Source organism: Pseudomonas sp. EL_65y_Pfl1_R83 (genome assembly GCF_963970695.1).
GTDB lineage: Bacteria > Pseudomonadota > Gammaproteobacteria > Pseudomonadales > Pseudomonadaceae > Aquipseudomonas > Aquipseudomonas tritici.
Window position 1 is genome coordinate 142,975 of record NZ_CAXAQI010000006.1, and the last position, 19,129, is coordinate 162,103.

The following is a 19,129-nucleotide window of genomic DNA, read 5'->3' on the forward strand; positions in this document are numbered from 1 at the left end:
AACCCAGCACCCACATTTGATCTCATTTGTTCTTGAGAAATGAGTACAACCTTCCAGCGAGGCTTCAACGGATGAGAATCCTCGGCATTTTGTGCCTGCTACTCACTTTGAACGGCTGCAGCTCCCTGCTGTTCTACCCCGAGCCCGGCCTGCCTTTCACACCGGAAAAAGCCCACCTGCAATACCGCGACGTCACCTTGACCACCGCCGACGGCGTGAAGCTGCACGCCTGGTGGCTACCGGCCAAGCCCGGTGTGCCGCTCAAGGGTACGGTGCTGCATTTGCACGGCAACGGCGGCAACCTGGCCTGGCACCTGGGCGGCAGTTGGTGGTTGCCTGAGCAGGGTTACCAAGTGCTGCTGCTGGACTATCGCGGTTATGGGCTGTCGGAAGGCAAGCCATCTTTACCCGCGGTCTATCAGGATGTTGATGCGGCGTTCCGCTGGATCGACAAGGCACCCGAAACCCAGGGCCAGCCGCTGATCGTTCTGGGCCAAAGCCTGGGTGGCGCGCTGGCGGTTCACTACCTGGCAGCCCACCCGGAACGCCAATCCCGGCTCAAGGCGCTGGTGCTGGACGGCGTGCCCGCCAGTTATCGTGACGTAGGACAATTCGCCCTAAGTACCTCCTGGTTAACATGGCCGTTTCAAGTGCCCCTGTCCTGGCTGGTACCGGACGCCGACAGTGCTATCCGCGCCATGCCTCAGTTGACGGGTGTGCCGAAACTGTTGTTTCACAGTCTGGATGACCCGGTTGTGCCAGTGGCCAATGGCATCCGCCTGTACCAGGCCGCGCCGCCGCCAAGGGTGCTGCAGTTAACCCGGGGCGGCCATGTGCAAACCTTTGCCGACAAAACCTGGCAAACCGTGATGCTGCGCTACCTGGACGACCCGCGGCACTTCAACGGCCTACGCCGCCTGGGCGAAATTCCGAACTATCCCACTCCAAAAGTGGATTCATCAGAGAGCCCGCAATGAGCGAAGAACGCAATATGATCCCGCTGATCCTCACCGGTATTGGCACTATCATCGGTACCGTCGGTTGCCTGTGGTTCTACGGTTACCTGCACTTTGCCAAACCCGAAGATGCGCTGCTGCTCAGCGATTTCACCATGCTCAAGACCGTGCCCGGCGAGGACTACAAGATCTCCCTGACCCCGGCCGCGCAAGTGGCGCAATGCGTGGATGGCGTGCTGGTGATGTTCGACACCGAGCAGAAAGGCCTCAGCGGTGTGCTGGTGAACAACAAGAAGCAGGCCGTGCGATGCATGGGGCAAGAAACCCCGCAATTGCAGCAGTGAACGCTGTTTTCAGCGCTGTGGGAAAGCTCCATTTTACGTACCGATTAATGATTTAACGCCTGTCAGGCGTTCAGCCGGCCGGAACCAGTCTGGCGCGCTCACCACAGATTATGGGCTGATTGGCAATGCTAATCGGCCCATTTTTTCATTAGTCTGGAGTGAGCATATATGGCGGGTATAAACGGAGTGTCGGGCGTAGGGAGCATGGGCGCTGGTGCCAATGTTGCCGGGGGCGCCCAATCAAACCAAGGCCTCGATCAGCAGATTCGAGACGTTCAAAACAAAATCAAAGACATGCAGGCACAAGGTGCTAAAGGCGGTCAGGGTAGCGAGGGCGGAGGTGGCCTCGATGAACTGATGAAACTGCTGGAGAAGCTGCTGGCCCAAAAGTCTCAGGGGGCCCAGGGCGCGCAAGGCGATCAAGGCGCACAAGATGGTCAGGCTGGCAGTCAGGGCCAAATCCAAATGCCGCAGACACAGGGCTCAGGCAAGGTCGGCGTTTAATTCACGCTCCCTCAAAAAACCGCCTCTATCGGGCGGTTTTTTCATGTTGATTCAAACCGACAACCAGCAACGGAGCGGGCGGTGTCACGCGTGGCACACGCAAGTCATGTAGCTGCATGGGACATTCGCAGAGGAAATGTCTGGAACCGTTTCGACTCAAACTCCCACATAAAATGGTGCAACCTACTCAGATTGGGTCGAGGATGAAAATACATATTCCTGTATTGGAAAACATGTTGGCCATGGCAAGACAGCATGTGGCGCTGGAACAGGAAGCCGCCCGCAGGTACAAGCGCGATCAACGGATGGATGAGCCGGCCAGCGCAAAGATTGAAATGCCAGCCGAGGATACGAATCGCACCATTCAGTTTGACGAGCCGAAAAAAAACCCACCGTGAGGTGGGTTTTCTTATGCGACGCCAATCAATCAGTTAGCAACGGAAGACCGTGGCTTGACCGGCTGGTTGTCGTTGGAGATGGTCACTTCAACGCGGCGGTTCATGGCACGGCCCGACACGCTGGCGTTGTCGGCAACCGGGTATTCCTTGCCATAGCCCTGGGTCACGATGCGCGAGATGTCCACGCCTTGCTGAGCCAGTGCGCGTTGCACGGAGGCTGCACGGCGCTCCGACAGGCTCTGGTTGTAAGAGTCTGAACCGGTGCTGTCGGTGTAGCCTTCTACGATCACCTTACGGTCCGGGTTGTCGCGCAGGAACTGAGCCAGCTTGGTGATGTTAACCAGGCCGCTGGATTTCAGATCAGATTTGTTGGTGGCGAACAGCACGTCACCGAAGGTCACCAGGGTGCCGCGATCGGTCTGCTTGGCGTTCAAGCTGTCTTGCAGCTGCTTGATCTGCGCATCACGAGCCTCCAGCAAAGCGCGGGCGCGTTCGTCGCCGGCGTTTTTCAGCTTGGCTTCGGATTCGCGCAGCAAGATGGTGTCTTTGGCCACTTCAACACGCTGGTTAGTCAGGTAGGCCAGTTGGTCGACTTTCTTCTGGTCTTCCTTGTCGCGGTAAGCCTTGTCAGCCTTGTCCAGCCATTCGCTGGCGTCCTTGGTTTCCAGCGCCGCGAGCTTGGTCGCTTGCGGGTTGGTTTGCAGGGACGAGAAGTTGGTCCGTGCATTTTCCAGGTTCGCGTTCGGCGGGGTGGAGCAAGCCGCCAGTGCAACGCTCATCGCCAGCAGGGCAGGGATCATCAATTGTTTACGCATAGTCGTGTCGTCCTTTCAATTCTTTATCGGGTGCGATTCGGTCACAGGAAGCGTCTTACTTCTGCTGGATAGCAGCCGGGCGCATGCCTTCCTTACGCAACTCATCAACAGCCTTCTGGGAATCCTTCAAAGCCTGTTCAGCCTTGGCAGCCTGGGATTTGCGCTCTGCAACGCGAGCGTCCCACTCGGCTTGTTCGGCCAGGCGACGGGCTTCCTCGTAATTTTTGTCGTGCATGGCAATCTCAGCTTGCTTGAGCTTGTCCTGGGCCGACTTCATTTCTACAGCCGCGTACTCGGTGCCGCCGGCGCTGACAGCGCTGTTCACCGCAGACTGGGTGACCGCATATTGCTCGGTCGGAGGGTTGCCGGCGCAGCCAGCCAAAACGAAGCTTGTGCCGATTGCCAGCGCGGCCAACTTGAGCCCGCGCAGAGGGTTAAACGAGGATTTGGCAGTGCTGGTCTTCATCGTCTTCAACTCCATTAGATAGCTCCTAATAACATCAAAATCCATCTCAGGTGGTCAGCGGCGGCGGGCTAGCGGTAAAGCTGCGGACGCCTATTCAAACGGCTGTTCCAAGTGATGGCTTACTCGGTGTGACCCGAGGCTTTTTTGAATAGTTCAGCGAAGATGGCGAATTGCCTAAAAAAATTTCTGACTGATTGGTCAGGTCAAAAAGTTGGAACTTTCAGCTGCACGAACGGTATGCCGGGCTTGATAAAAGCCCGAAATAATTGGGTGAAAAGGAAGTTTTGAAGAGGGAGGTCAGCGTTGTGGGTCTTCGTCGCTGGCAGACTGGTCGTGCAGAAAACGCCGCGAAAGTGACAGGAAGCGAGGGGTAGCACCGACATCTTCGTAAAGGGGGTCGCCTTCTTCGTCGGTGGCAATCACATGCTCGCCCTTGACGTAGGGAAAGCTCTCTTCAAGCTCTTCTAGGGCCGCGCCGATCAACTCGCCAAGTAATTCCTCGGTCTGACGCTTGGGGTACATTTCGGCGATGGCCGCCAGCCTCGCGGCGGCCTCTACATCCAGATGAATCGCGTACTCGGTTTTGGTCAGGCGACCCTTGGCGTTCTCTTCCCAGTGCTGGGCCAATTCTCGGATTTTCATGGCAACCTCAATAAAGCGCGCGTTGGCAGGCGGTGATGAGCAACCAGTCGTCTGCGTAGGTGAACGCGACGACTCAACCTTGAGACTCGCTACAACTCACAAGGTTTAAAGTCTTGTCATAAATGGACGCTGGCGGCACTCTGACAGACCTGCGCGTCCCGGATTTCTGGCTGGAGATTGGCTGATGAGTGATATCGATGCACGCTTGCGTGAGGATGTTCACCTGCTGGGTGAGCTGTTGGGCAACACGATTCGAGAGCAGTACGGCGATGATTTCCTCGACAAGATCGAGCAGATCCGCAAAGGCGCTAAGGCTGATCGCCGCGGCGCTGGCGATGAACTGAGTACCCGCGTGAATCAGTTGCAGGAAAATGAACTGTTGCCGGTGGCCCGTGCGTTCAATCAATTCCTCAACCTCGCCAACATCGCTGAGCAATACCAACTGATTCACCGACGCGATGAGTCGCAAGCCGCGCCGTTTGAATCCCGCGTATTGCCGGAGTTGCTTGCCCGCCTGCAAAGTGAAGGTCATAGCAACGAATCCCTGGCCCGCCAGTTGGGGCGCCTGGAGATTGAACTGGTCCTCACCGCTCATCCTACTGAAGTGGCGCGCCGTACCCTGATCCAGAAATACGATGCTATTGCTGCCCAACTGGCCCTGCAGGATCACCGCGACCTCACTACCGCCGAGCGCGAGCAGATCCGCCAGCGCCTGCAACGGCTGATCGCTGAAGCCTGGCACACCGAAGAAATCCGCCGTACCCGGCCCACCCCGGTGGACGAGGCCAAGTGGGGCTTTGCGGTGATCGAGCATTCGCTGTGGCACGCCATCCCTAATTACCTGCGTAAGGCTGACCAGGCGTTGCACGCCGCCACCGGCCTGCGCCTGCCCCTGGAAGCGGCGCCAATCCGCTTTGCGTCCTGGATGGGCGGCGACCGTGACGGCAACCCGAATGTCACTGCGCCGGTCACCCGCGAAGTGTTGCTGTTGGCGCGCTGGATGGCGGCCGACTTGTACCTGCGTGATATCGATCACCTAGCCTCGGAGCTGTCGATGCAACAGGCCAGCCCGGCGTTGCAGGCCAAGGTCGGTGACAGCGTGGAGCCTTATCGCGCATTGCTCAAGCAACTGCGCGAACGCCTGCGCGCCACGCGCCAATGGGCACACACGGCGTTGAGCAGCAGCACCCCGGCGCCGGCCGAGGTGTTGCAGAACAACCGTGACCTGCTGGAGCCGCTGGAATTGTGCTACCAGTCGCTGCATGAGTGCGGCATGGGCGTGATCGCCGATGGCCCACTGCTCGACTGCCTGCGTCGGGCCGTGACCTTTGGCTTATTCCTTGTACGCCTGGACGTGCGCCAGGACTCCAGTCGCCATTCGGCGGCGATGACCGAGATCACCGATTATCTTGGGCTGGGACGTTACGAAGACTGGGACGAAGACGCACGCATCAGCTTCCTGATGAAGGAGTTGGCCAACCGTCGACCGCTATTGCCGAGTTATTTCAAGCCGTCGGCCGATACGGCCGAGGTGCTCAACACCTGCAAGGAAGTCGCCGCCGCACCGGCCGCCTCCTTGGGTTCGTATGTCATCTCCATGGCGGGCGCGGCGTCGGACGTGCTGGCAGTGCAACTGCTGCTTAAAGAGTCAGGCGTGCAACGACCGATGCGCGTGGTGCCGCTGTTCGAAACCCTGACCGACCTGGATAACGCCGGTCCTGTGATCGAGCAACTGTTGCTGTTGCCGGGCTATCGCGCGCGTTTGCAGGGCCCGCAGGAAGTGATGATTGGCTACTCGGACTCAGCCAAGGATGCCGGCACCACCGCCGCTGCCTGGGCGCAGTACCGGGCACAGGAACGGCTGGTGGATATCTGCCGCGAACAACAAGTGGAATTGCTGTTGTTCCACGGTCGTGGCGGCACGGTCGGCCGTGGCGGCGGCCCGGCGCACGCGGCGATCCTGTCGCAGCCACCGGGTTCGGTGGCGGGGCGGTTCCGTACCACTGAGCAGGGCGAAATGATTCGCTTCAAATTCGGCTTGCCGGATATCGCCGAACAGAACCTCAATCTGTACCTGGCGGCGGTACTCGAAGCCACGCTGTTGCCACCGCCGCCGCCTGAACCGGCCTGGCGCCATTTGATGGATGAATTGGCGGCAGACGGTGTCAGCGCTTACCGCGCCGTCGTGCGGGAAAATCCGCAGTTCGTTGAGTATTTCCGCCAGTCCACGCCGGAACAGGAACTGGGCCGTTTGCCATTGGGCAGTCGCCCGGCCAAGCGCCGTGCGGGCGGGATTGAAAGCCTGCGCGCGATCCCATGGATCTTCGGTTGGACCCAGACCCGCCTGATGCTACCGGCCTGGCTTGGTTGGGAAGCGGCGCTGAGCAAGGCGCTGGAGCGCGGCGAAGGCGAACTGCTGGGGCAGATGCGTGAGCAATGGCCGTTCTTCCGTACCCGCATCGACATGCTGGAAATGGTGCTGGCCAAGGCCGATGCCGATATCGCCCGTCTGTATGACGAGCGGCTGGTGCAGCCAGACCTGCTGCCATTGGGCGTGCACCTGCGCGACCTATTGTCGCAGGCGTGCGGCGTGGTGCTTGGCCTGACCGGTCAGTCGCAACTGCTCGCCCACAGCCCAGACACCCTTGAGTTCATCCGCCTGCGCAACACCTACCTCGATCCCTTGCACTTGCTGCAAGCCGAGCTGCTGGCACGCTCGCGCCAGCAGGAAGCGGCGCAAGACAGCCCTCTGGAACAGGCGCTGCTGGTGTCTGTGGCCGGTATTGCCGCTGGTTTGCGTAACACCGGTTAAGGTTTTTTGCGTATTCTCAATGGCTTGCAGATAAACCACGTCGCCCGTCCTGAAAAGGGCGGCTGGCGTTTATGCGGCTGGGTTGCACTCAGGCACACCCCTACCTATGACGTAAGCCGGGCACGGTTCCTGCGACTTTCGGCGGCTTGTGTGGTTAGGGCCTGCTGTGTATCTTGATCAGCCTTTGGCCGTTTTGGACGGCTGGGCTCATACAGTTACAAACCCTATTTTACGAGATTGGCCCCACGCGGCGAATCCGAGCGTCATCTCTATAAAAAATTGAGGAGCACATCAATGCGCGTCATTCTGCTGGGAGCTCCGGGGGCCGGTAAAGGTACTCAGGCAAAGTTCATCACTGAAAAATTCGGTATTCCACAAATCTCCACCGGCGACATGCTGCGTGCGGCCGTCAAGGCCGGCACCGAGCTGGGCCTGATCGCCAAGAGCGTGATGGACAGCGGTGGCCTGGTTTCTGATGACCTGATCATCAACCTGGTCAAGGAACGCATCAGCCAGGAAGACTGCAAGAACGGTTTCCTGTTCGACGGCTTCCCGCGCACCATTCCCCAGGCCGAAGCCCTGGTGAAGGCCGGCGTCGAGCTGGATGCCGTCGTCGAAATCGCGGTTGAAGACGAAGAAATCGTCCAGCGCATTGCTGGTCGTCGCGTTCACGAAGCTTCTGGCCGCGTGTACCACACCGTCTACAACCCGCCAAAGGTTGAAGGCAAGGACGATGTGACGGGTGAAGACCTGGTGCAGCGTAAAGACGACACCGAAGAAACCGTGCGTCATCGCCTGTCGGTCTACCATTCCCAGACCAAGCCGCTGGTGGATTTTTACCAGAAGCTGTCCGCCGCTAACGGCAAGCCGAAGTACAGCCACATTCCTGGCGTCGGCTCGGTTGAAGCGATCACTGCCAAAGTGCTGCAAGCACTGAGCTGATCCCTCGACTGGCTTCACGGATAACGGCCCGCTTGCGGGCCGTTGTTGTTTATACTGGCGCACTTTTTTTCGACTTGGACACCCACAACGATGAGCACCCTGCTGGCCCTGGACACCGCGACTGAAGCTTGCTCCGTTGCCTTGCTGCACGATGGCAAGGTAACGAGCCACTACGAGGTGATCCCGCGCCTGCATGCGCAGAAGCTGCTGCCAATGATCAAGCAACTGCTTGAAGACGCAGGCACGACGTTGGCTGCGGTCGATGCCATCGCCTTCGGCCGTGGCCCGGGCGCGTTTACCGGTGTGCGCATCGCCATCGGCGTGGTGCAGGGGCTGGCGTTCGCGTTGGAGCGCCCAGTGTTGCCGGTGTCCAACCTGGCGGTTCTGGCCCAGCGTGCCTTGCGTGAACACGGCGCGCAGCAGGTGGCGGCCGCTATCGATGCGCGGATGGATGAAGTGTATTGGGGTTGCTATCGCGCAACGGCGGGCGAGATGCGCCTGGTGGGCGTGGAAGCGGTGCAGCCGCCGGCGTCGTCTGCGTTGCCGTTGGATGCCAGCGGTGATTGGTTCGGCGCCGGCACCGGCTGGGGTTATGGCGAACGTATTGGCGTGTCGTTGGCCGGCCAGGACGCTGCGATGTTGCCTCATGCCGAAGACTTATTGACCCTTGCGCGCTTCGCGTTCGAACGGGGTGAAGCGATTCCGGCGGACCAAGCTGCTCCGGTTTATCTGCGCGATAAGGTTGCGCAGACTAAAGCTGAACGCGGGATTATTTGACGCCAAAAATGGTGGCACTTTGGGGCTAAATTCACCAATCGTCAGAATTTGCCCCCGCTTTTAAACCTTTTTCAAATTATGTGTTCTAGTTATCACCAGAGCATTTGCGCGTTATGGATTGCGCCACTAAAATGCCATCACCGATTTCGAGTTCGCATACATGCGTATAGATGGATTTTCCTCACCGTCCTACCCCATCAAGCGTAAGCCACGCAAGGCAAACGTTACGGTAGACGAGTCCGTCGAAGATTCGCCGGACTTCATCGAAGTCCAGTCCGAAGCACAGCAAAATGCCCAGGGTTCCGCAGGCGCTCGTATCAGCGGTCTTCCAGCCCGTCAGCAAGACATGGTCTTCCCGCGCTCCATGAGCAAAAGCGTCGCCACCGCCCTGGCCAGCTACATGACCACCGCCGGTTTTGTCGAATGGGATATGGAAGTGCTGGGCCTCGACATCCACATCTGATGCGTCTGCCTTACTACCTCGGTTGCCCGTCCTGGAGCGAAAACGCTTGGCGCGAGTACCTGTACCCCGCCGATGCCCGTTCCAGCGACTACCTTGCGCTCTATTCCCAGGTCTTCAACGCCGTTGAAGGCAACACCACCTTTTATGCCCGCCCTTCAGCTGCCACGGTGCAACGCTGGGCCGAAATCATGCCTGACGATTTCCGCTTCACGGCCAAATTTCCCGGTGATATCAGCCACAGCGGCAACCTGATCGAACAACTGCCGGCGGCAGAAAGCTTTGTTGGCTTGATGAGCCCGCTGGGTGAGCGGGTATCGCCGTTGTGGTTGCAGCTGCCCGCGACGTTCACGCCGCAGCGGCTGGGTGAGTTGGCAGGTTTCATTGATGGGCTCGAGCGTCCGATGGCTGTCGAAGTGCGGCATCTTGAGTTTTTCGCCAAGGGCGAGGCCGAGCGAACGCTCAACCGTTTGTTGCGTGATCGCGGGGTCGAGCGGGTCTGCCTTGACCCGCGGGCCTTGTTCAGTTGCACGTCCACCTCGGCGGCCGTGCTGCACGCGCAATCCAAAAAGCCCAAGGTGCCGCCGCGTCCGGCGGCGCTGACGCTGTTTCCCCAAGTGCGTTTTATCGGCCATCCCGAATTGGAAGCCAATGACCCGTTCCTGGTCCCATGGGTGGAGAAAGTCGCCGGTTGGATTGAAGAAGGCCGTACGCCCTACGTGTTCCTGCACACCTCGGACAACCGCCTCGCCGCGCAATTGGCGCTGCGTTTTCACGACCAGTTGATGGTGCGTCTGCCTGGCCTGCCAGCGCTGGCAACCTTGGATCGAGCTCCCGCAGCGGAGCAACTGGGGTTACTCTAGGGCACCTTTTTCCGCCTGGAGCCAGACATGGATGCCCAAACCCTTCGCGCCGAAACCTTCAAGGCCTTGCATGAGCGAGACCGTGCGTTTGTCATGCCCAACCCGTGGGATGCTGGTTCCGCTGTGATGCTCGCCAGCCTGGGGTTTGAAGCGCTGGCCACCACCAGTGCGGGGTATGCGTTCAGCCTGGGGCGCCCGGATGCGGAAGGGGCGCTGTCCCTGGATGACACCTTGATCAACGCCAGTATGATCGTCAAAGCCACCGCGTTGCCGGTAGCGGCCGATCTGGAAAACGGCTTCAGTGACACCCCCGAAGGCTGCGTCCAGACGATCCTGCGTGCCGCGGCCACGGGTATCGTTGGCGGTTCCATCGAAGATGCCACCGGTATTGCCGCTGACCCGATCTATCCCTTCGACCTCTCCGTCGAGCGCGTGGAAGCTGCCGTTGCCGCCGCGCGCAGCCTGCCATTCCCCTTCACCCTGACTGCCCGCGCGGAAAACCTCCTGCATGGTCGTCTGGATTTGCCTGACACCATCCGCCGCCTGCAAGCCTACGCCGAAGCCGGTGCCGACGTGCTGTATGCACCGGCTCTGCGCACTGCCGAGGAAGTGCTGGCGGTGGTCAAAGCGGTGGCGCCCAAACCGGTGAATGTGTTGATGTCCGGCGGCTTGAACCTCAGTGTGGCGCAATTGGGCGAGATGGGCGTGCGGCGTATCAGCGTCGGCTCGGCGCTGGCGTTGGCTGCCTATGGTGAGTTCTACCGCGCGGCCCAGGAGGTCTATGAGCTGGGCTCGTTCACCTTCACCGACCGCAAAATGCCGTTCAGTCAGGCCAACCAGTTCTTTAAGGACTAAGCGGTGCGTTTCTTCAAAATCATCTGCGTACTGCTGGTTCTGGGCGGGGTGTTTGCCGTTGGTGTCTGGCGTGGCTGGCTGCCGTTGCCGGCTGATTGGAACCCTTGGGCGCCGTTGGATGTGCGCGCCAGCCCCAACTTTTTGACCCGTTATAAATTGGGACGTCTGCAGGATGATCCAGCGCTGTGCGACAGCGTGCTGGAAACCTCCGGCCTGCGCGTCAGCCATCAGGCCGATACGCCCGTCGACGCCGCCTGCCCTTTACGCAATACCTTGCGTGTACAGGGCGCTGCGGTTGGGCTCAGCAGTAGCTTTCTCGCCAGTTGCCCACTGGCGGTGGCGTTCGCGTTGTTCGAGCGGCACAGTTTGCAGCCGGCGGCGCAGGCGGTGTTTGGCCAGGCGGTGACGCGGGTCGATCACCTGGGCAGCTTTGCCTGCCGTAACATGTATAACCGTTCTGTAGGGCGACTCAGCGAGCATGCCTCCGCCAATGCGTTGGATATTGCCGGCTTTCGCCTGGCGGATGGGCGCCGCATCAGTGTGCTCAAAGGTTGGCCGGGGGAGGGCGCTGATGCTCGGTTCCTGCGTCGGGTGCGCGATAGCGCCTGCGATGATTTCAATGTGGTGTTGAGCCCGGACTACAACGCCGCGCACCGCAACCATTTCCATCTGGACATGGGGCGTTGGTGGGTGTGTCGCTAGGGTTTAAGCGGCCAGGCGCAGGTTGTTGGCGATCAACGGACGTGCCCAGTAGTAATCGAAGTCCAGGGCCTTTTGTTGCGCGACCAGTTCTTCGGTAGGGTAAGGCGTGGCGGCCGGTGGCAGCAGGTCCAGCTCGAATTCGGCAATGGGCAGGTGCAGTGGGCGTGGTGCCGGCACCGGGCCTGGCTCCGGCAGCGGCTGGCCGGCTGTCAGCACGATCGGGCGCACCCAGCCACTTTCGAAATTCTGCTGGCGTTGCTGGGCGACGATTTCTTCTTCCGGGAATGGCTCGGCGGCGGGTGGCAGCAGTTCGGTTTCGAACTCGGCGATCGGCAGGAACAGCGGCTCTGGAGGGGCGATCTCGGTGTCCTTCACGTCACACTCACGCTGGGTGAGGATCTGCGACAACAGGTCGGCGCCGGCGTTGGGTTCTACCGCTGGGTCCGCAGGTGCAGGCGCCTGGACCGCCAGCGCGCCAGGCGTATCGCCGAGCTGCTCGGCCAATGCCCGGGCGAAGAAGTCCTGCCACACATGACTCACCCCGGCCAGCGCTTGAGTATTGCGCAGGCCGTAGTGGTTATGGGTCGGCAGTACACCGATGGTTAGGGGAAGAATGTCTGACATTTTTCTCGGTCGACGCTCAGCTCTGGCAAAATACCTGACTGTTGTTTTTATCGGCCGGTTTTGGCCGATCCTTAATATTTTTGAGCGTAGCGATTGATGAGCGAACAACCAGCGGCCAGCCGCATCAGGGTCGAGGCCTTGGGCGAAGGCTTCCAGGACCGTGCCGAGCAGTGGGCTTCACTGCTGGGTTTGCCGTTACACCTGGCGGATGCGGACTTTTCCCTGCAGTTCGGGGAGCATGGCCTACAGCTACAACAGCTTGGGCCTGACGCGCCAGGGCCGGTGCGGGTGGACTTTGTCGAGGGCGGCGCGGCGCATCGACGCCTGTACGGCGGTGGCAGCGGGCAGATGATTGCCAAGGCCGTGGGTGTCGCCCAAGGCGTCCGCCCACGGGTGCTGGACGCCACGGCGGGCCTGGGTAAGGACGCCTTCGTGCTTGCCAGCCTGGGCTGCGAAATGAGCCTGATCGAGCGCCAGCCGCTGATCGGCGCCCTGCTCGAAGACGGCCTGGCGCGCGGCGCGGATGATTGTGAGGTGGCGCCGATCGTGGCGCGCATGAAGTTGCTCAAGGGCAACTCCATTGACGTAATGTGCAACTGGGAAGGCGAGCCGCCGCAGGTGATCTACCTCGACCCGATGTTCCCGCACCGTGAGAAGACGGCATTGGTGAAGAAGGAAATGCGCCTGTTCCGCCCGCTGGTGGGCGATGATCCGGACGCACCGGCCCTGCTGGCCGCCGCCCTGGCCCTGGCCAGCCACCGCGTGGTGGTCAAGCGTGCGCGCAAGGCGCCGTGCATTGAAGGGCCCAAGCCGAGCCACGCGCTGGAGGGTAAGTCCAGCCGGTATGATATTTATGCTAAAAAAGCGCTGAAGCTCTAAGCTGCAAGCTGCAAGCAAACGCGCTGTACACTTGCCGCTTGTAGCTAACCCCTTGCAACTGCTCCTCTCCCATAAGCCCGCATAAACAACCCCACCACTTCCTGCACATGCGCTTCGGCGGCTTCTTCGCTCTGTTGTCCGCCGCAGCCATACAGCAGGCAAAAATTCGCCGTGCCCTTGAGCAGGCAAAAAAAGTGCTCGGCTGCCGTGAAGGGTTTATCGATGCTCAGGGCGCCACCCTGGTCGATCTTGCCGAGCAGACGCTCCATGCCTTGCAGCATGCGCATGGGGCCGGCCTCGAAGAAGATCTGCGAGAGTTTCACGTCCTGGTTGCCGGTGGTCATCATCAGGCGATGCAGGTTTATCGATTCTTCGCTGTTGATCAGGCGATGGAACCCCCTCGCGATGTTCAACAACACAGTCTCCACGGGCACGCCTTCGGGCAGCTCGAAGTACATCACCGGCAGCTGTTCCTCACACTTGGCCACCACGGCGGCGGTGAACAGGGTTTCTTTGTCATTGAAGTGGCTGTAGACGGTCAGTTTTGAGACGCCCGCCTCAAGGGCCACGGCGTCCATGCTGGTACTGGCGTAACCATTGCTCAAAAACAGGAATTTCGCTGCTTCGAGGATAGCCTGGCGTTTTGCCATGTCCTTGGGGCGCCCGGGGCTATTGGTGTTTACAGGATTGTCGGACATTTTCACCTTTAATACTGGACTGGCGAGTTTGGTATTAATAACATACCGGCCAGTATAATTATTCTTAGCTTCATTTGCGAAAGGTCCTACAGCATGCGCAGCACTTTCCTGCCCTTTGCGTTGCCTGTCAGTCTGGTCGTCCTGTTGACCGCTTGCGGCCATGAGGAAGCGACCCAGGCCACCATCCGCCCGGCCATGGTGGTGCAGCCACTGCCTTCGTCGCAGTCGATGGGCAGTTACCCCGGCGAAGTGCGTGCGCGCTATGAGCCAGACCTGGCATTCCGCATCGGCGGCAAAATCAGCAAGCGGCTGGTGGAGGAGGGCGAGCGAGTCAAGGCCAACCAACCGCTGGCAGAGCTCGACCCACAGGACGTGCGCCTGCAACTGGAAGCCACCCGTGCCCAAGTCGCCGCCGCCGAGGCCAACCTGAGCCTGGTGCGTGCCGAGCGCGATCGCTACAAGACCTTGATGGACCGTCAGATGGTCAGCCGTTCTCAGTATGACAATGCCGAAAATCTCTACCGGGCCGGTGTTGCCCGCCTCAAGCAGATCAAGGCTGAGTTCGACGTGGCCAGCAACCAGGCCGGCTATGCCGTGCTGCGTGCGCCACAAGACGGTGTGGTCGCCAAGCGCGCAGTGGAAGTTGGCCAAGTGGTGTCCGCCGGCCAGACCGTGTTCACCCTCGCCACCGATGGCGAGCGCGAAGTGCTGATAAGCCTGCCGGAGCAGGGTTTTGCCCGTTTCAAGATCGGCCAGCCGGTGTCGGTGGAGCTCTGGAGCCAGCCCGATCAACGCTTCACCGGGCGTATTCGTGAGCTGTCACCGGCGGCCGATCCGAAGTCGCGTACGTTCGCGGCCCGCGTGGCGTTCACGGGTGGCAAGATACCGGCCGAGCTGGGCCAAAGCGCCCGCGTTTTCATACAGGCTGACGGTGTGATTCCGTTGTCGGTGCCGCTGTCTGCCCTCAGTGCGCAGAACGGTGAGTCCTACGTCTGGCGTGTGCAGCCCGACAACACGCTCAAGCGCACACCGGTGCGCATCGGCGCCTTTGGTGAAAAAACCGTCCCGATACTGGAAGGCCTGACCCCGACCGATTGGGTGATCGCCGCCGGTGTCCATGTGCTCCACGAGGGCCAGCAAGTGCGCCCGGTGGATCGTGCCAACCGTGTGGTGAATCTGGCGGCCAAGGAGTAGTCCCCCAATGGGTTTCAATCTTTCCGAATGGGCGCTGCGTAATCGCCAGATCGTACTGTTCCTGATGATACTGCTGGCGGTGGTTGGCACCTTGTCCTACTCCAAGCTGGGACAAAGTGAAGACCCGCCGTTCACGTTCAAGGCCATGGTGATCAAGACCAACTGGCCGGGGGCCACGGCCCAGGAAGTTTCGCGGCAAGTCACCGAGCGTATCGAGAAAAAACTCATGGAGACGGGTGAGTACGAGCGCATCGTCTCCTTCTCGCGGCCCGGCGAATCCCAGGTCACTTTCATTGCCCGTGATTCCATGCATTCGGCGCAGATCCCCGACCTGTGGTACCAGGTGCGCAAGAAGATCAGCGACATCCGTCAGACCTTGCCGCCGGATATCCAGGGGCCGTTTTTCAACGATGAGTTCGGCACCACCTTTGGCAATATCTACGCGCTGACCGGCGATGGTTTTGACTACGCCCTGCTCAAGGACTACGCCGACCGCATCCAGATTCAACTGCAGCGGGTGGCGGATGTGGGCAAGGTCGAGCTGCTCGGCCTGCAGGATGAAAAGATCTGGATCGAACTGTCCAACCTCAAGCTGGCCACGCTCGGCCTGCCATTGGCGGCGGTGCAGCAGGCATTGCAGGAGCAAAATGCGGTGTCCACTGCGGGCTTCTTTGAAACCCCTAGCGAGCGCGTGCAACTGCGGGTGTCGGGCAACTTCAAGAGCGTGGAAGAGATCCGCAACTTCCCGATTCGCGTGGGTGACCGGACCTTCCGCATCGGCGATGTAGCCGACATCCACCGCGGCTTCAACGATCCACCGGCACCGCGTATGCGCTTCATGGGCGAAGATGCCATTGGCCTGGCCGTGGCCATGCGTGACGGCGGCGATATTCTGGTATTGGGCAAAGCCTTGGAGAGCGAATTCTCACGCCTGCAGAAGAATCTTCCGGCAGGCATGGAACTGCGCAAGGTGTCGGACCAACCGGCGGCGGTGAAAACCAGCGTCGGCGAATTCGTGCAGGTGCTGGCCGAAGCGCTGGCCATCGTGTTGCTGGTGAGCTTCTTTTCCCTTGGCGTGCGCACGGGCATGGTGGTGGCCCTGGCGATTCCGCTGGTGCTGGCGATGACCTTTGCCACCATGTATTACCTCGGCATCGGCCTGCACAAGATTTCCCTCGGTGCCCTGGTGCTTGCCTTGGGTTTGCTGGTGGATGACGCGATCATCGCGGTAGAAATGATGGCGATCAAAATGGAGCAGGGCTATGACCGGCTCAAGGCCGCCAGCTTTGCCTGGACCAGCACCGCATTCCCGATGCTCACCGGTACGCTGATCACGGCGGCGGGCTTCCTGCCGATCGCCACGGCGCAATCGAGCACCGGCGAATACACCCGTTCGATTTTCCAGGTGGTGACCATTGCGTTGCTCGCCTCGTGGGTGGCCGCCGTGGTGTTTGTGCCCTACCTGGGGGAAAAACTCCTGCCGGACCTGGCGAAGATTCACGCAGCCAAGCACGGCACCGATGGCCCAGATCCCTACGGCACGCCGTTCTATCAACGTGTAAGGCGTTTGGTGGAATGGTGTGTGCGTCGGCGCAAGACCGTGATCGTGCTGACCCTGTTGCTGTTTATCGGCTCGGTGGCGTTATTCCGTTTTGTGCCTCAACAGTTCTTCCCAGCTTCTGGCCGATTGGAGCTGATGGTCGATCTGAAGCTGGCCGAAGGTGCCTCTTTGAGCAACACCGCTGACCAGGTCAAACGCTTGGAGGCGCTGCTCAAGGAGCATGAAAGCATCGACAATTACGTGGCCTATGTCGGTACGGGCTCGCCGCGCTTCTACTTGCCCCTGGATCAGCAACTACCGGCCGCCAGCTTCGCGCAGTTTGTGGTGCTGGCCAGAACCATTGAAGAACGTGAAAGCCTGCGCACCTGGCTGATCGAAACCCTCAACGAACACTTCCCGGATCTGCGCTCACGCGTCACACGCCTGGAAAACGGTCCGCCCGTGGGCTACCCGGTGCAGTTCCGCGTGACCGGTGAGCACATCGAAGAAGTCCGCGCCCTGGCACGCAAAGTCGCGGCCAAGGTTCGCGAAAATACCCATGTGGTCAATGTGCACCTGGACTGGGAAGAACCGAGCAAGATCGTCTACCTCAATATCGACCAGGACCGCGCCCGCGCCCTTGGCGTGAGCACGGCCAACCTGTCGAAGTTCCTGCAGAGTTCGTTGACCGGTTCCAGCGTCAGTCAGTACCGCGAGGACAACGAGTTGATCGAGATCCTTCTGCGCGGCACGGTGCATGAACGCACCGAGCTGTCATTGCTACCAAGCCTGGCGGTGCCCACCGACAACGGTAAAAGCGTAGCGCTGTCGCAAATCGCCACCCTCGAATACGGCTTCGAGGAAGGCATTATCTGGCACCGCAACCGTCTGCCGACGGTGACCATCCGCGCTGACATCTATGGCAAGGAGCAGCCGGCGACATTGGTCCAGCAGATCTTGCCAACCCTTGCAGGCGTGCGGGCCGAACTGCCGGATGGCTACCTGCTGGACGTCGGCGGTACGGTCGAGGACTCGGCCCGTGGCCAGAACTCGGTCAAGGCAGGCGTGCCGCTGTTTATCGTGGTGGTGCTGACTCTGCTGATGCTGCAACTGCGCAGCTTCTCGCGCACGGCTATGGTGTTTCTGACAGCGCCGCTGGGGTTGATCGGTGTGACGTTATTCCTGCTGGTATTCCGCCAGCCGTTTGGCTTTGTGGCCATGCTGGGGACCATCGCACTGTCCGGGATGATCATGCGCAACTCTGTGATCCTGGTAGATCAGATCGAACAGGACATCAAGGCGGGCCTGGCACCCTGGCAGGCAATCATCGAAGCCACCGTGCGACGTTTCCGCCCGATTGTGCTGACAGCCCTGGCGGCCGTGCTGGCAATGATTCCACTGTCGCGCAGTGTGTTCTTCGGACCAATGGCCGTGGCGATCATGGGTGGCTTGATCGTGGCGACGGCGTTGACGTTGTTATTCTTGCCAGCGTTGTACGCGGCATGGTTCCGAGTCAAACCACAGTCCGTGTAAAAGCTTGTCGTAGGGATTTTCACAAAGGCAATACGCAGGCGGGAACGTTTCAGAGACGCGGGGCCACACATGAATTACCTGATTGCCAGGTCTTCTACCAGCAGGCTTCACCGCTGCTGGTAGAAGCTTAAATCTGATGATTCAAGGAGTGTTTATGAAAATTGATATCAATGTCAGCGCTTTCAAACCCGCCTGCAGCAGCAACCCATGCGGGCCTGGCAAGCCTGAACCTGCCAAGCCAAACGACCCTTGCAAAGACGCTTGCAAGCCCCGCAAGAGTTTTGCGATAGGCTTCGGTGTCATGCCGTTGGGCGCGATCGCTTTTGGGGGTATTGGTCTTTTAGGGAAGATCTTCTAATTACGCGAAGACTTCCAGATCCGGGCAGGTGAGCTCCCCACACCTGCCCGGGCTTCTGCCTGGGCTTACAGGGCGCCGAAGACTTTCTTCGCCAGGCTGGTCGCGGCAGCTGCAGGGTTCTCGCGAATGGTTTCTTCCTGCTTGGCAATCATCTTGAACAGCCCATCCAGCGCTTGCTCGGTCACGTAGTTTTCGACGTTGGCGCTCTTGGCGTCCAACGCGCCAAAGGCCGCAGCCTTGCCGGCCAGGGCGTTGTACTGTTGGGCCACGCCGACCTTGTCGGTAGCCGCCTTGACGATCGGCAGGAACTTGGCGCGGATTTGTTCGCGGCTGCTTTTGTTCAGGTACTGGGTTGCCGAATCCTGACCCCCACTGAGGATGCCCTTGGCGTCACTCACGCTCATGTTTTTCACGGCGTTGACCAGGATCGGTTGGGCCTGGGTCACGGCGGTTTCGGCGGCCTTGTTCATGCTGGTTTCCAACTGAGTGACTTGATCACCCATGCCGAACATTTTCAGTTTGTCGGCGACTTTGCCCAGCTTGCCCGGCAGGCCGATCTTCACTTCGGGGTTATCGCTGAAACCACCGGGGACGCCCAGTTGCTTCACGGCGATCTGCGCGCCTTGGGTCAGTGCATCCTTGAGTCCACCGGCGGCATCACCTTGGGACAGGCTGCCAAGATCCAGGGCCATGGCATTGGCACCGAGCAGCAATCCGGCACACAGGGCAGTAAAACGAAGGGAGTTACGGAGCATGGGCGCTTCCTT

General features: G+C 60.1%; 21 protein-coding genes. 15 read left to right on the forward strand and 6 right to left on the reverse strand.

What is annotated here, in order from left to right:
- Positions 1-71 precede the first annotated feature (71 nt).
- From AACY08_RS10950 to AACY08_RS10965, 4 genes are all read left to right on the forward strand, one after another.
- Positions 72-977 carry an alpha/beta hydrolase gene (locus AACY08_RS10950; RefSeq protein WP_339469445.1) on the forward strand — a complete coding sequence of 302 codons (906 nt, stop codon included), beginning with the start codon at positions 72-74 and terminating at the stop codon, positions 975-977.
- A complete protein-coding gene (locus AACY08_RS10955; protein WP_017738324.1) occupies positions 974-1,300 on the forward strand; it encodes a hypothetical protein in 327 nt (108 codons plus the stop codon). The genes AACY08_RS10950 and AACY08_RS10955 overlap by 4 nt, the downstream gene beginning before the upstream one ends.
- Before the next feature lie 204 nt (positions 1,301-1,504).
- The gene (locus AACY08_RS10960; RefSeq protein WP_339469446.1) at positions 1,505-1,804 is read left to right on the forward strand and encodes a hypothetical protein; all 300 of its coding nucleotides are present in this window, start codon (positions 1,505-1,507) and stop codon (positions 1,802-1,804) included.
- 203 nt (positions 1,805-2,007) lie between these two features.
- Positions 2,008-2,202 (forward strand): hypothetical protein, encoded by a 195-nt coding sequence (locus AACY08_RS10965; protein ID WP_339418185.1) that lies wholly within the window; start codon positions 2,008-2,010, stop codon positions 2,200-2,202.
- 29 nt (positions 2,203-2,231) lie between these two features.
- On the opposite strand, the gene AACY08_RS10970 is transcribed toward AACY08_RS10965, so the two are convergent.
- The 3 genes from AACY08_RS10970 to AACY08_RS10980 all read right to left on the reverse strand — a co-directional run bounded on the left by AACY08_RS10970 (position 2,232) and on the right by AACY08_RS10980 (position 4,125).
- Positions 2,232-3,017 carry an OmpA family protein gene (locus AACY08_RS10970; RefSeq protein ID WP_339469448.1) on the reverse strand — a complete coding sequence of 262 codons (786 nt, stop codon included), beginning with the start codon at positions 3,015-3,017 and terminating at the stop codon, positions 2,232-2,234.
- A 55-nt stretch (positions 3,018-3,072) separates the two neighbouring features.
- A complete protein-coding gene (locus AACY08_RS10975; protein WP_339469449.1) occupies positions 3,073-3,498 on the reverse strand; it encodes a DUF4398 domain-containing protein in 426 nt (141 codons plus the stop codon).
- Between the two features lie 282 nt (positions 3,499-3,780).
- On the reverse strand, positions 3,781-4,125 hold the full coding sequence (locus tag AACY08_RS10980) for a pilin assembly protein (protein ID WP_339418182.1): 345 nt from the start codon (positions 4,123-4,125) through the stop codon (positions 3,781-3,783).
- A gap of 184 nt (positions 4,126-4,309) precedes the next feature.
- On the opposite strand from AACY08_RS10980, the gene ppc reads away from it, so the two are divergent.
- From ppc to AACY08_RS11015, 7 genes are all read left to right on the forward strand, one after another.
- Positions 4,310-6,937 carry a phosphoenolpyruvate carboxylase gene (gene ppc / locus AACY08_RS10985; protein ID WP_339469451.1) on the forward strand — a complete coding sequence of 876 codons (2,628 nt, stop codon included), beginning with the start codon at positions 4,310-4,312 and terminating at the stop codon, positions 6,935-6,937.
- A gap of 294 nt (positions 6,938-7,231) precedes the next feature.
- Positions 7,232-7,879, forward strand: coding sequence for an adenylate kinase (gene adk / locus AACY08_RS10990; protein ID WP_049709696.1), 648 nt, complete (start codon positions 7,232-7,234; stop codon positions 7,877-7,879).
- 90 nt (positions 7,880-7,969) lie between these two features.
- A complete protein-coding gene (tsaB, locus tag AACY08_RS10995; protein ID WP_339469453.1) occupies positions 7,970-8,656 on the forward strand; it encodes a tRNA (adenosine(37)-N6)-threonylcarbamoyltransferase complex dimerization subunit type 1 TsaB in 687 nt (228 codons plus the stop codon).
- Between the two features lie 160 nt (positions 8,657-8,816).
- Entirely contained in the window at positions 8,817-9,119 is a 303-nt protein-coding gene (locus AACY08_RS11000) for a hypothetical protein (protein ID WP_339469454.1), read from the forward strand.
- On the forward strand, positions 9,119-9,979 hold the full coding sequence (locus AACY08_RS11005; RefSeq protein ID WP_339437953.1) for a DUF72 domain-containing protein: 861 nt from the start codon (positions 9,119-9,121) through the stop codon (positions 9,977-9,979). The genes AACY08_RS11000 and AACY08_RS11005 overlap by 1 nt, the downstream gene beginning before the upstream one ends.
- 27 nt (positions 9,980-10,006) lie before the next feature.
- Complete coding sequence (locus tag AACY08_RS11010) at positions 10,007-10,834, forward strand: isocitrate lyase/PEP mutase family protein (RefSeq protein ID WP_339469455.1); 828 nt, start codon at positions 10,007-10,009, stop codon at positions 10,832-10,834.
- 3 nt (positions 10,835-10,837) lie between these two features.
- Positions 10,838-11,536, forward strand: a complete 699-nt coding sequence (locus AACY08_RS11015; protein ID WP_339469456.1) for an extensin-like domain-containing protein — start codon at positions 10,838-10,840, stop codon at positions 11,534-11,536.
- Positions 11,537-11,539: 3 nt separating this feature from the next.
- Here the strand turns inward: AACY08_RS11015 and AACY08_RS11020 are convergent, their stop codons facing one another.
- Positions 11,540-12,160 (reverse strand): energy transducer TonB, encoded by a 621-nt coding sequence (locus tag AACY08_RS11020; RefSeq protein ID WP_339418175.1) that lies wholly within the window; start codon positions 12,158-12,160, stop codon positions 11,540-11,542.
- Positions 12,161-12,256: 96 nt separating this feature from the next.
- On the opposite strand from AACY08_RS11020, the gene AACY08_RS11025 reads away from it, so the two are divergent.
- A complete protein-coding gene (locus AACY08_RS11025) occupies positions 12,257-13,039 on the forward strand; it encodes a class I SAM-dependent methyltransferase (protein WP_339469457.1) in 783 nt (260 codons plus the stop codon).
- 44 nt (positions 13,040-13,083) lie between these two features.
- On the opposite strand, the gene AACY08_RS11030 is transcribed toward AACY08_RS11025, so the two are convergent.
- The gene (locus AACY08_RS11030) at positions 13,084-13,737 is read right to left on the reverse strand and encodes a TetR/AcrR family transcriptional regulator (protein WP_339469458.1); all 654 of its coding nucleotides are present in this window, start codon (positions 13,735-13,737) and stop codon (positions 13,084-13,086) included.
- A gap of 93 nt (positions 13,738-13,830) precedes the next feature.
- On the opposite strand from AACY08_RS11030, the gene AACY08_RS11035 reads away from it, so the two are divergent.
- The 3 genes from AACY08_RS11035 (at position 13,831) to AACY08_RS11045 (ending at position 18,362) form a co-directional block, all read left to right on the forward strand.
- Entirely contained in the window at positions 13,831-14,931 is a 1,101-nt protein-coding gene (locus tag AACY08_RS11035; protein ID WP_339469459.1) for an efflux RND transporter periplasmic adaptor subunit, read from the forward strand.
- Positions 14,932-14,938: 7 nt separating this feature from the next.
- A complete protein-coding gene (locus AACY08_RS11040) occupies positions 14,939-18,004 on the forward strand; it encodes an efflux RND transporter permease subunit (RefSeq protein ID WP_339469460.1) in 3,066 nt (1,021 codons plus the stop codon).
- Positions 18,005-18,158: 154 nt separating this feature from the next.
- Positions 18,159-18,362 carry a hypothetical protein gene (locus AACY08_RS11045; protein WP_339469461.1) on the forward strand — a complete coding sequence of 68 codons (204 nt, stop codon included), beginning with the start codon at positions 18,159-18,161 and terminating at the stop codon, positions 18,360-18,362.
- A gap of 65 nt (positions 18,363-18,427) precedes the next feature.
- On the opposite strand, the gene AACY08_RS11050 is transcribed toward AACY08_RS11045, so the two are convergent.
- Positions 18,428-19,117, reverse strand: coding sequence for a DUF4197 domain-containing protein (locus tag AACY08_RS11050; protein WP_339418169.1), 690 nt, complete (start codon positions 19,115-19,117; stop codon positions 18,428-18,430).
- Positions 19,118-19,129: the final 12 nt, after the last annotated feature.

Coding starts and splice junctions, on each gene's coding strand:
- AACY08_RS10950 (WP_339469445.1), top strand. CDS start 72: ATGAGAATCCTCGGCATTTTGTGCCTGCTACTCACTTTGAACGGCTGC.
- AACY08_RS10955 (WP_017738324.1), top strand. CDS start 974: ATGAGCGAAGAACGCAATATGATCCCGCTGATCCTCACCGGTATTGGC.
- AACY08_RS10960 (WP_339469446.1), top strand. CDS start 1,505: ATGGGCGCTGGTGCCAATGTTGCCGGGGGCGCCCAATCAAACCAAGGC.
- AACY08_RS10965 (WP_339418185.1), top strand. CDS start 2,008: ATGAAAATACATATTCCTGTATTGGAAAACATGTTGGCCATGGCAAGA.
- AACY08_RS10970 (WP_339469448.1), bottom strand. CDS start 3,017: ATGCGTAAACAATTGATGATCCCTGCCCTGCTGGCGATGAGCGTTGCA.
- AACY08_RS10975 (WP_339469449.1), bottom strand. CDS start 3,498: ATGGAGTTGAAGACGATGAAGACCAGCACTGCCAAATCCTCGTTTAAC.
- AACY08_RS10980 (WP_339418182.1), bottom strand. CDS start 4,125: ATGAAAATCCGAGAATTGGCCCAGCACTGGGAAGAGAACGCCAAGGGT.
- ppc (WP_339469451.1), top strand. CDS start 4,310: ATGAGTGATATCGATGCACGCTTGCGTGAGGATGTTCACCTGCTGGGT.
- adk (WP_049709696.1), top strand. CDS start 7,232: ATGCGCGTCATTCTGCTGGGAGCTCCGGGGGCCGGTAAAGGTACTCAG.
- tsaB (WP_339469453.1), top strand. CDS start 7,970: ATGAGCACCCTGCTGGCCCTGGACACCGCGACTGAAGCTTGCTCCGTT.
- AACY08_RS11000 (WP_339469454.1), top strand. CDS start 8,817: ATGCGTATAGATGGATTTTCCTCACCGTCCTACCCCATCAAGCGTAAG.
- AACY08_RS11005 (WP_339437953.1), top strand. CDS start 9,119: ATGCGTCTGCCTTACTACCTCGGTTGCCCGTCCTGGAGCGAAAACGCT.
- AACY08_RS11010 (WP_339469455.1), top strand. CDS start 10,007: ATGGATGCCCAAACCCTTCGCGCCGAAACCTTCAAGGCCTTGCATGAG.
- AACY08_RS11020 (WP_339418175.1), bottom strand. CDS start 12,160: ATGTCAGACATTCTTCCCCTAACCATCGGTGTACTGCCGACCCATAAC.
- AACY08_RS11025 (WP_339469457.1), top strand. CDS start 12,257: ATGAGCGAACAACCAGCGGCCAGCCGCATCAGGGTCGAGGCCTTGGGC.
- AACY08_RS11030 (WP_339469458.1), bottom strand. CDS start 13,737: ATGTCCGACAATCCTGTAAACACCAATAGCCCCGGGCGCCCCAAGGAC.
- AACY08_RS11035 (WP_339469459.1), top strand. CDS start 13,831: ATGCGCAGCACTTTCCTGCCCTTTGCGTTGCCTGTCAGTCTGGTCGTC.
- AACY08_RS11040 (WP_339469460.1), top strand. CDS start 14,939: ATGGGTTTCAATCTTTCCGAATGGGCGCTGCGTAATCGCCAGATCGTA.
- AACY08_RS11045 (WP_339469461.1), top strand. CDS start 18,159: ATGAAAATTGATATCAATGTCAGCGCTTTCAAACCCGCCTGCAGCAGC.
- AACY08_RS11050 (WP_339418169.1), bottom strand. CDS start 19,117: ATGCTCCGTAACTCCCTTCGTTTTACTGCCCTGTGTGCCGGATTGCTG.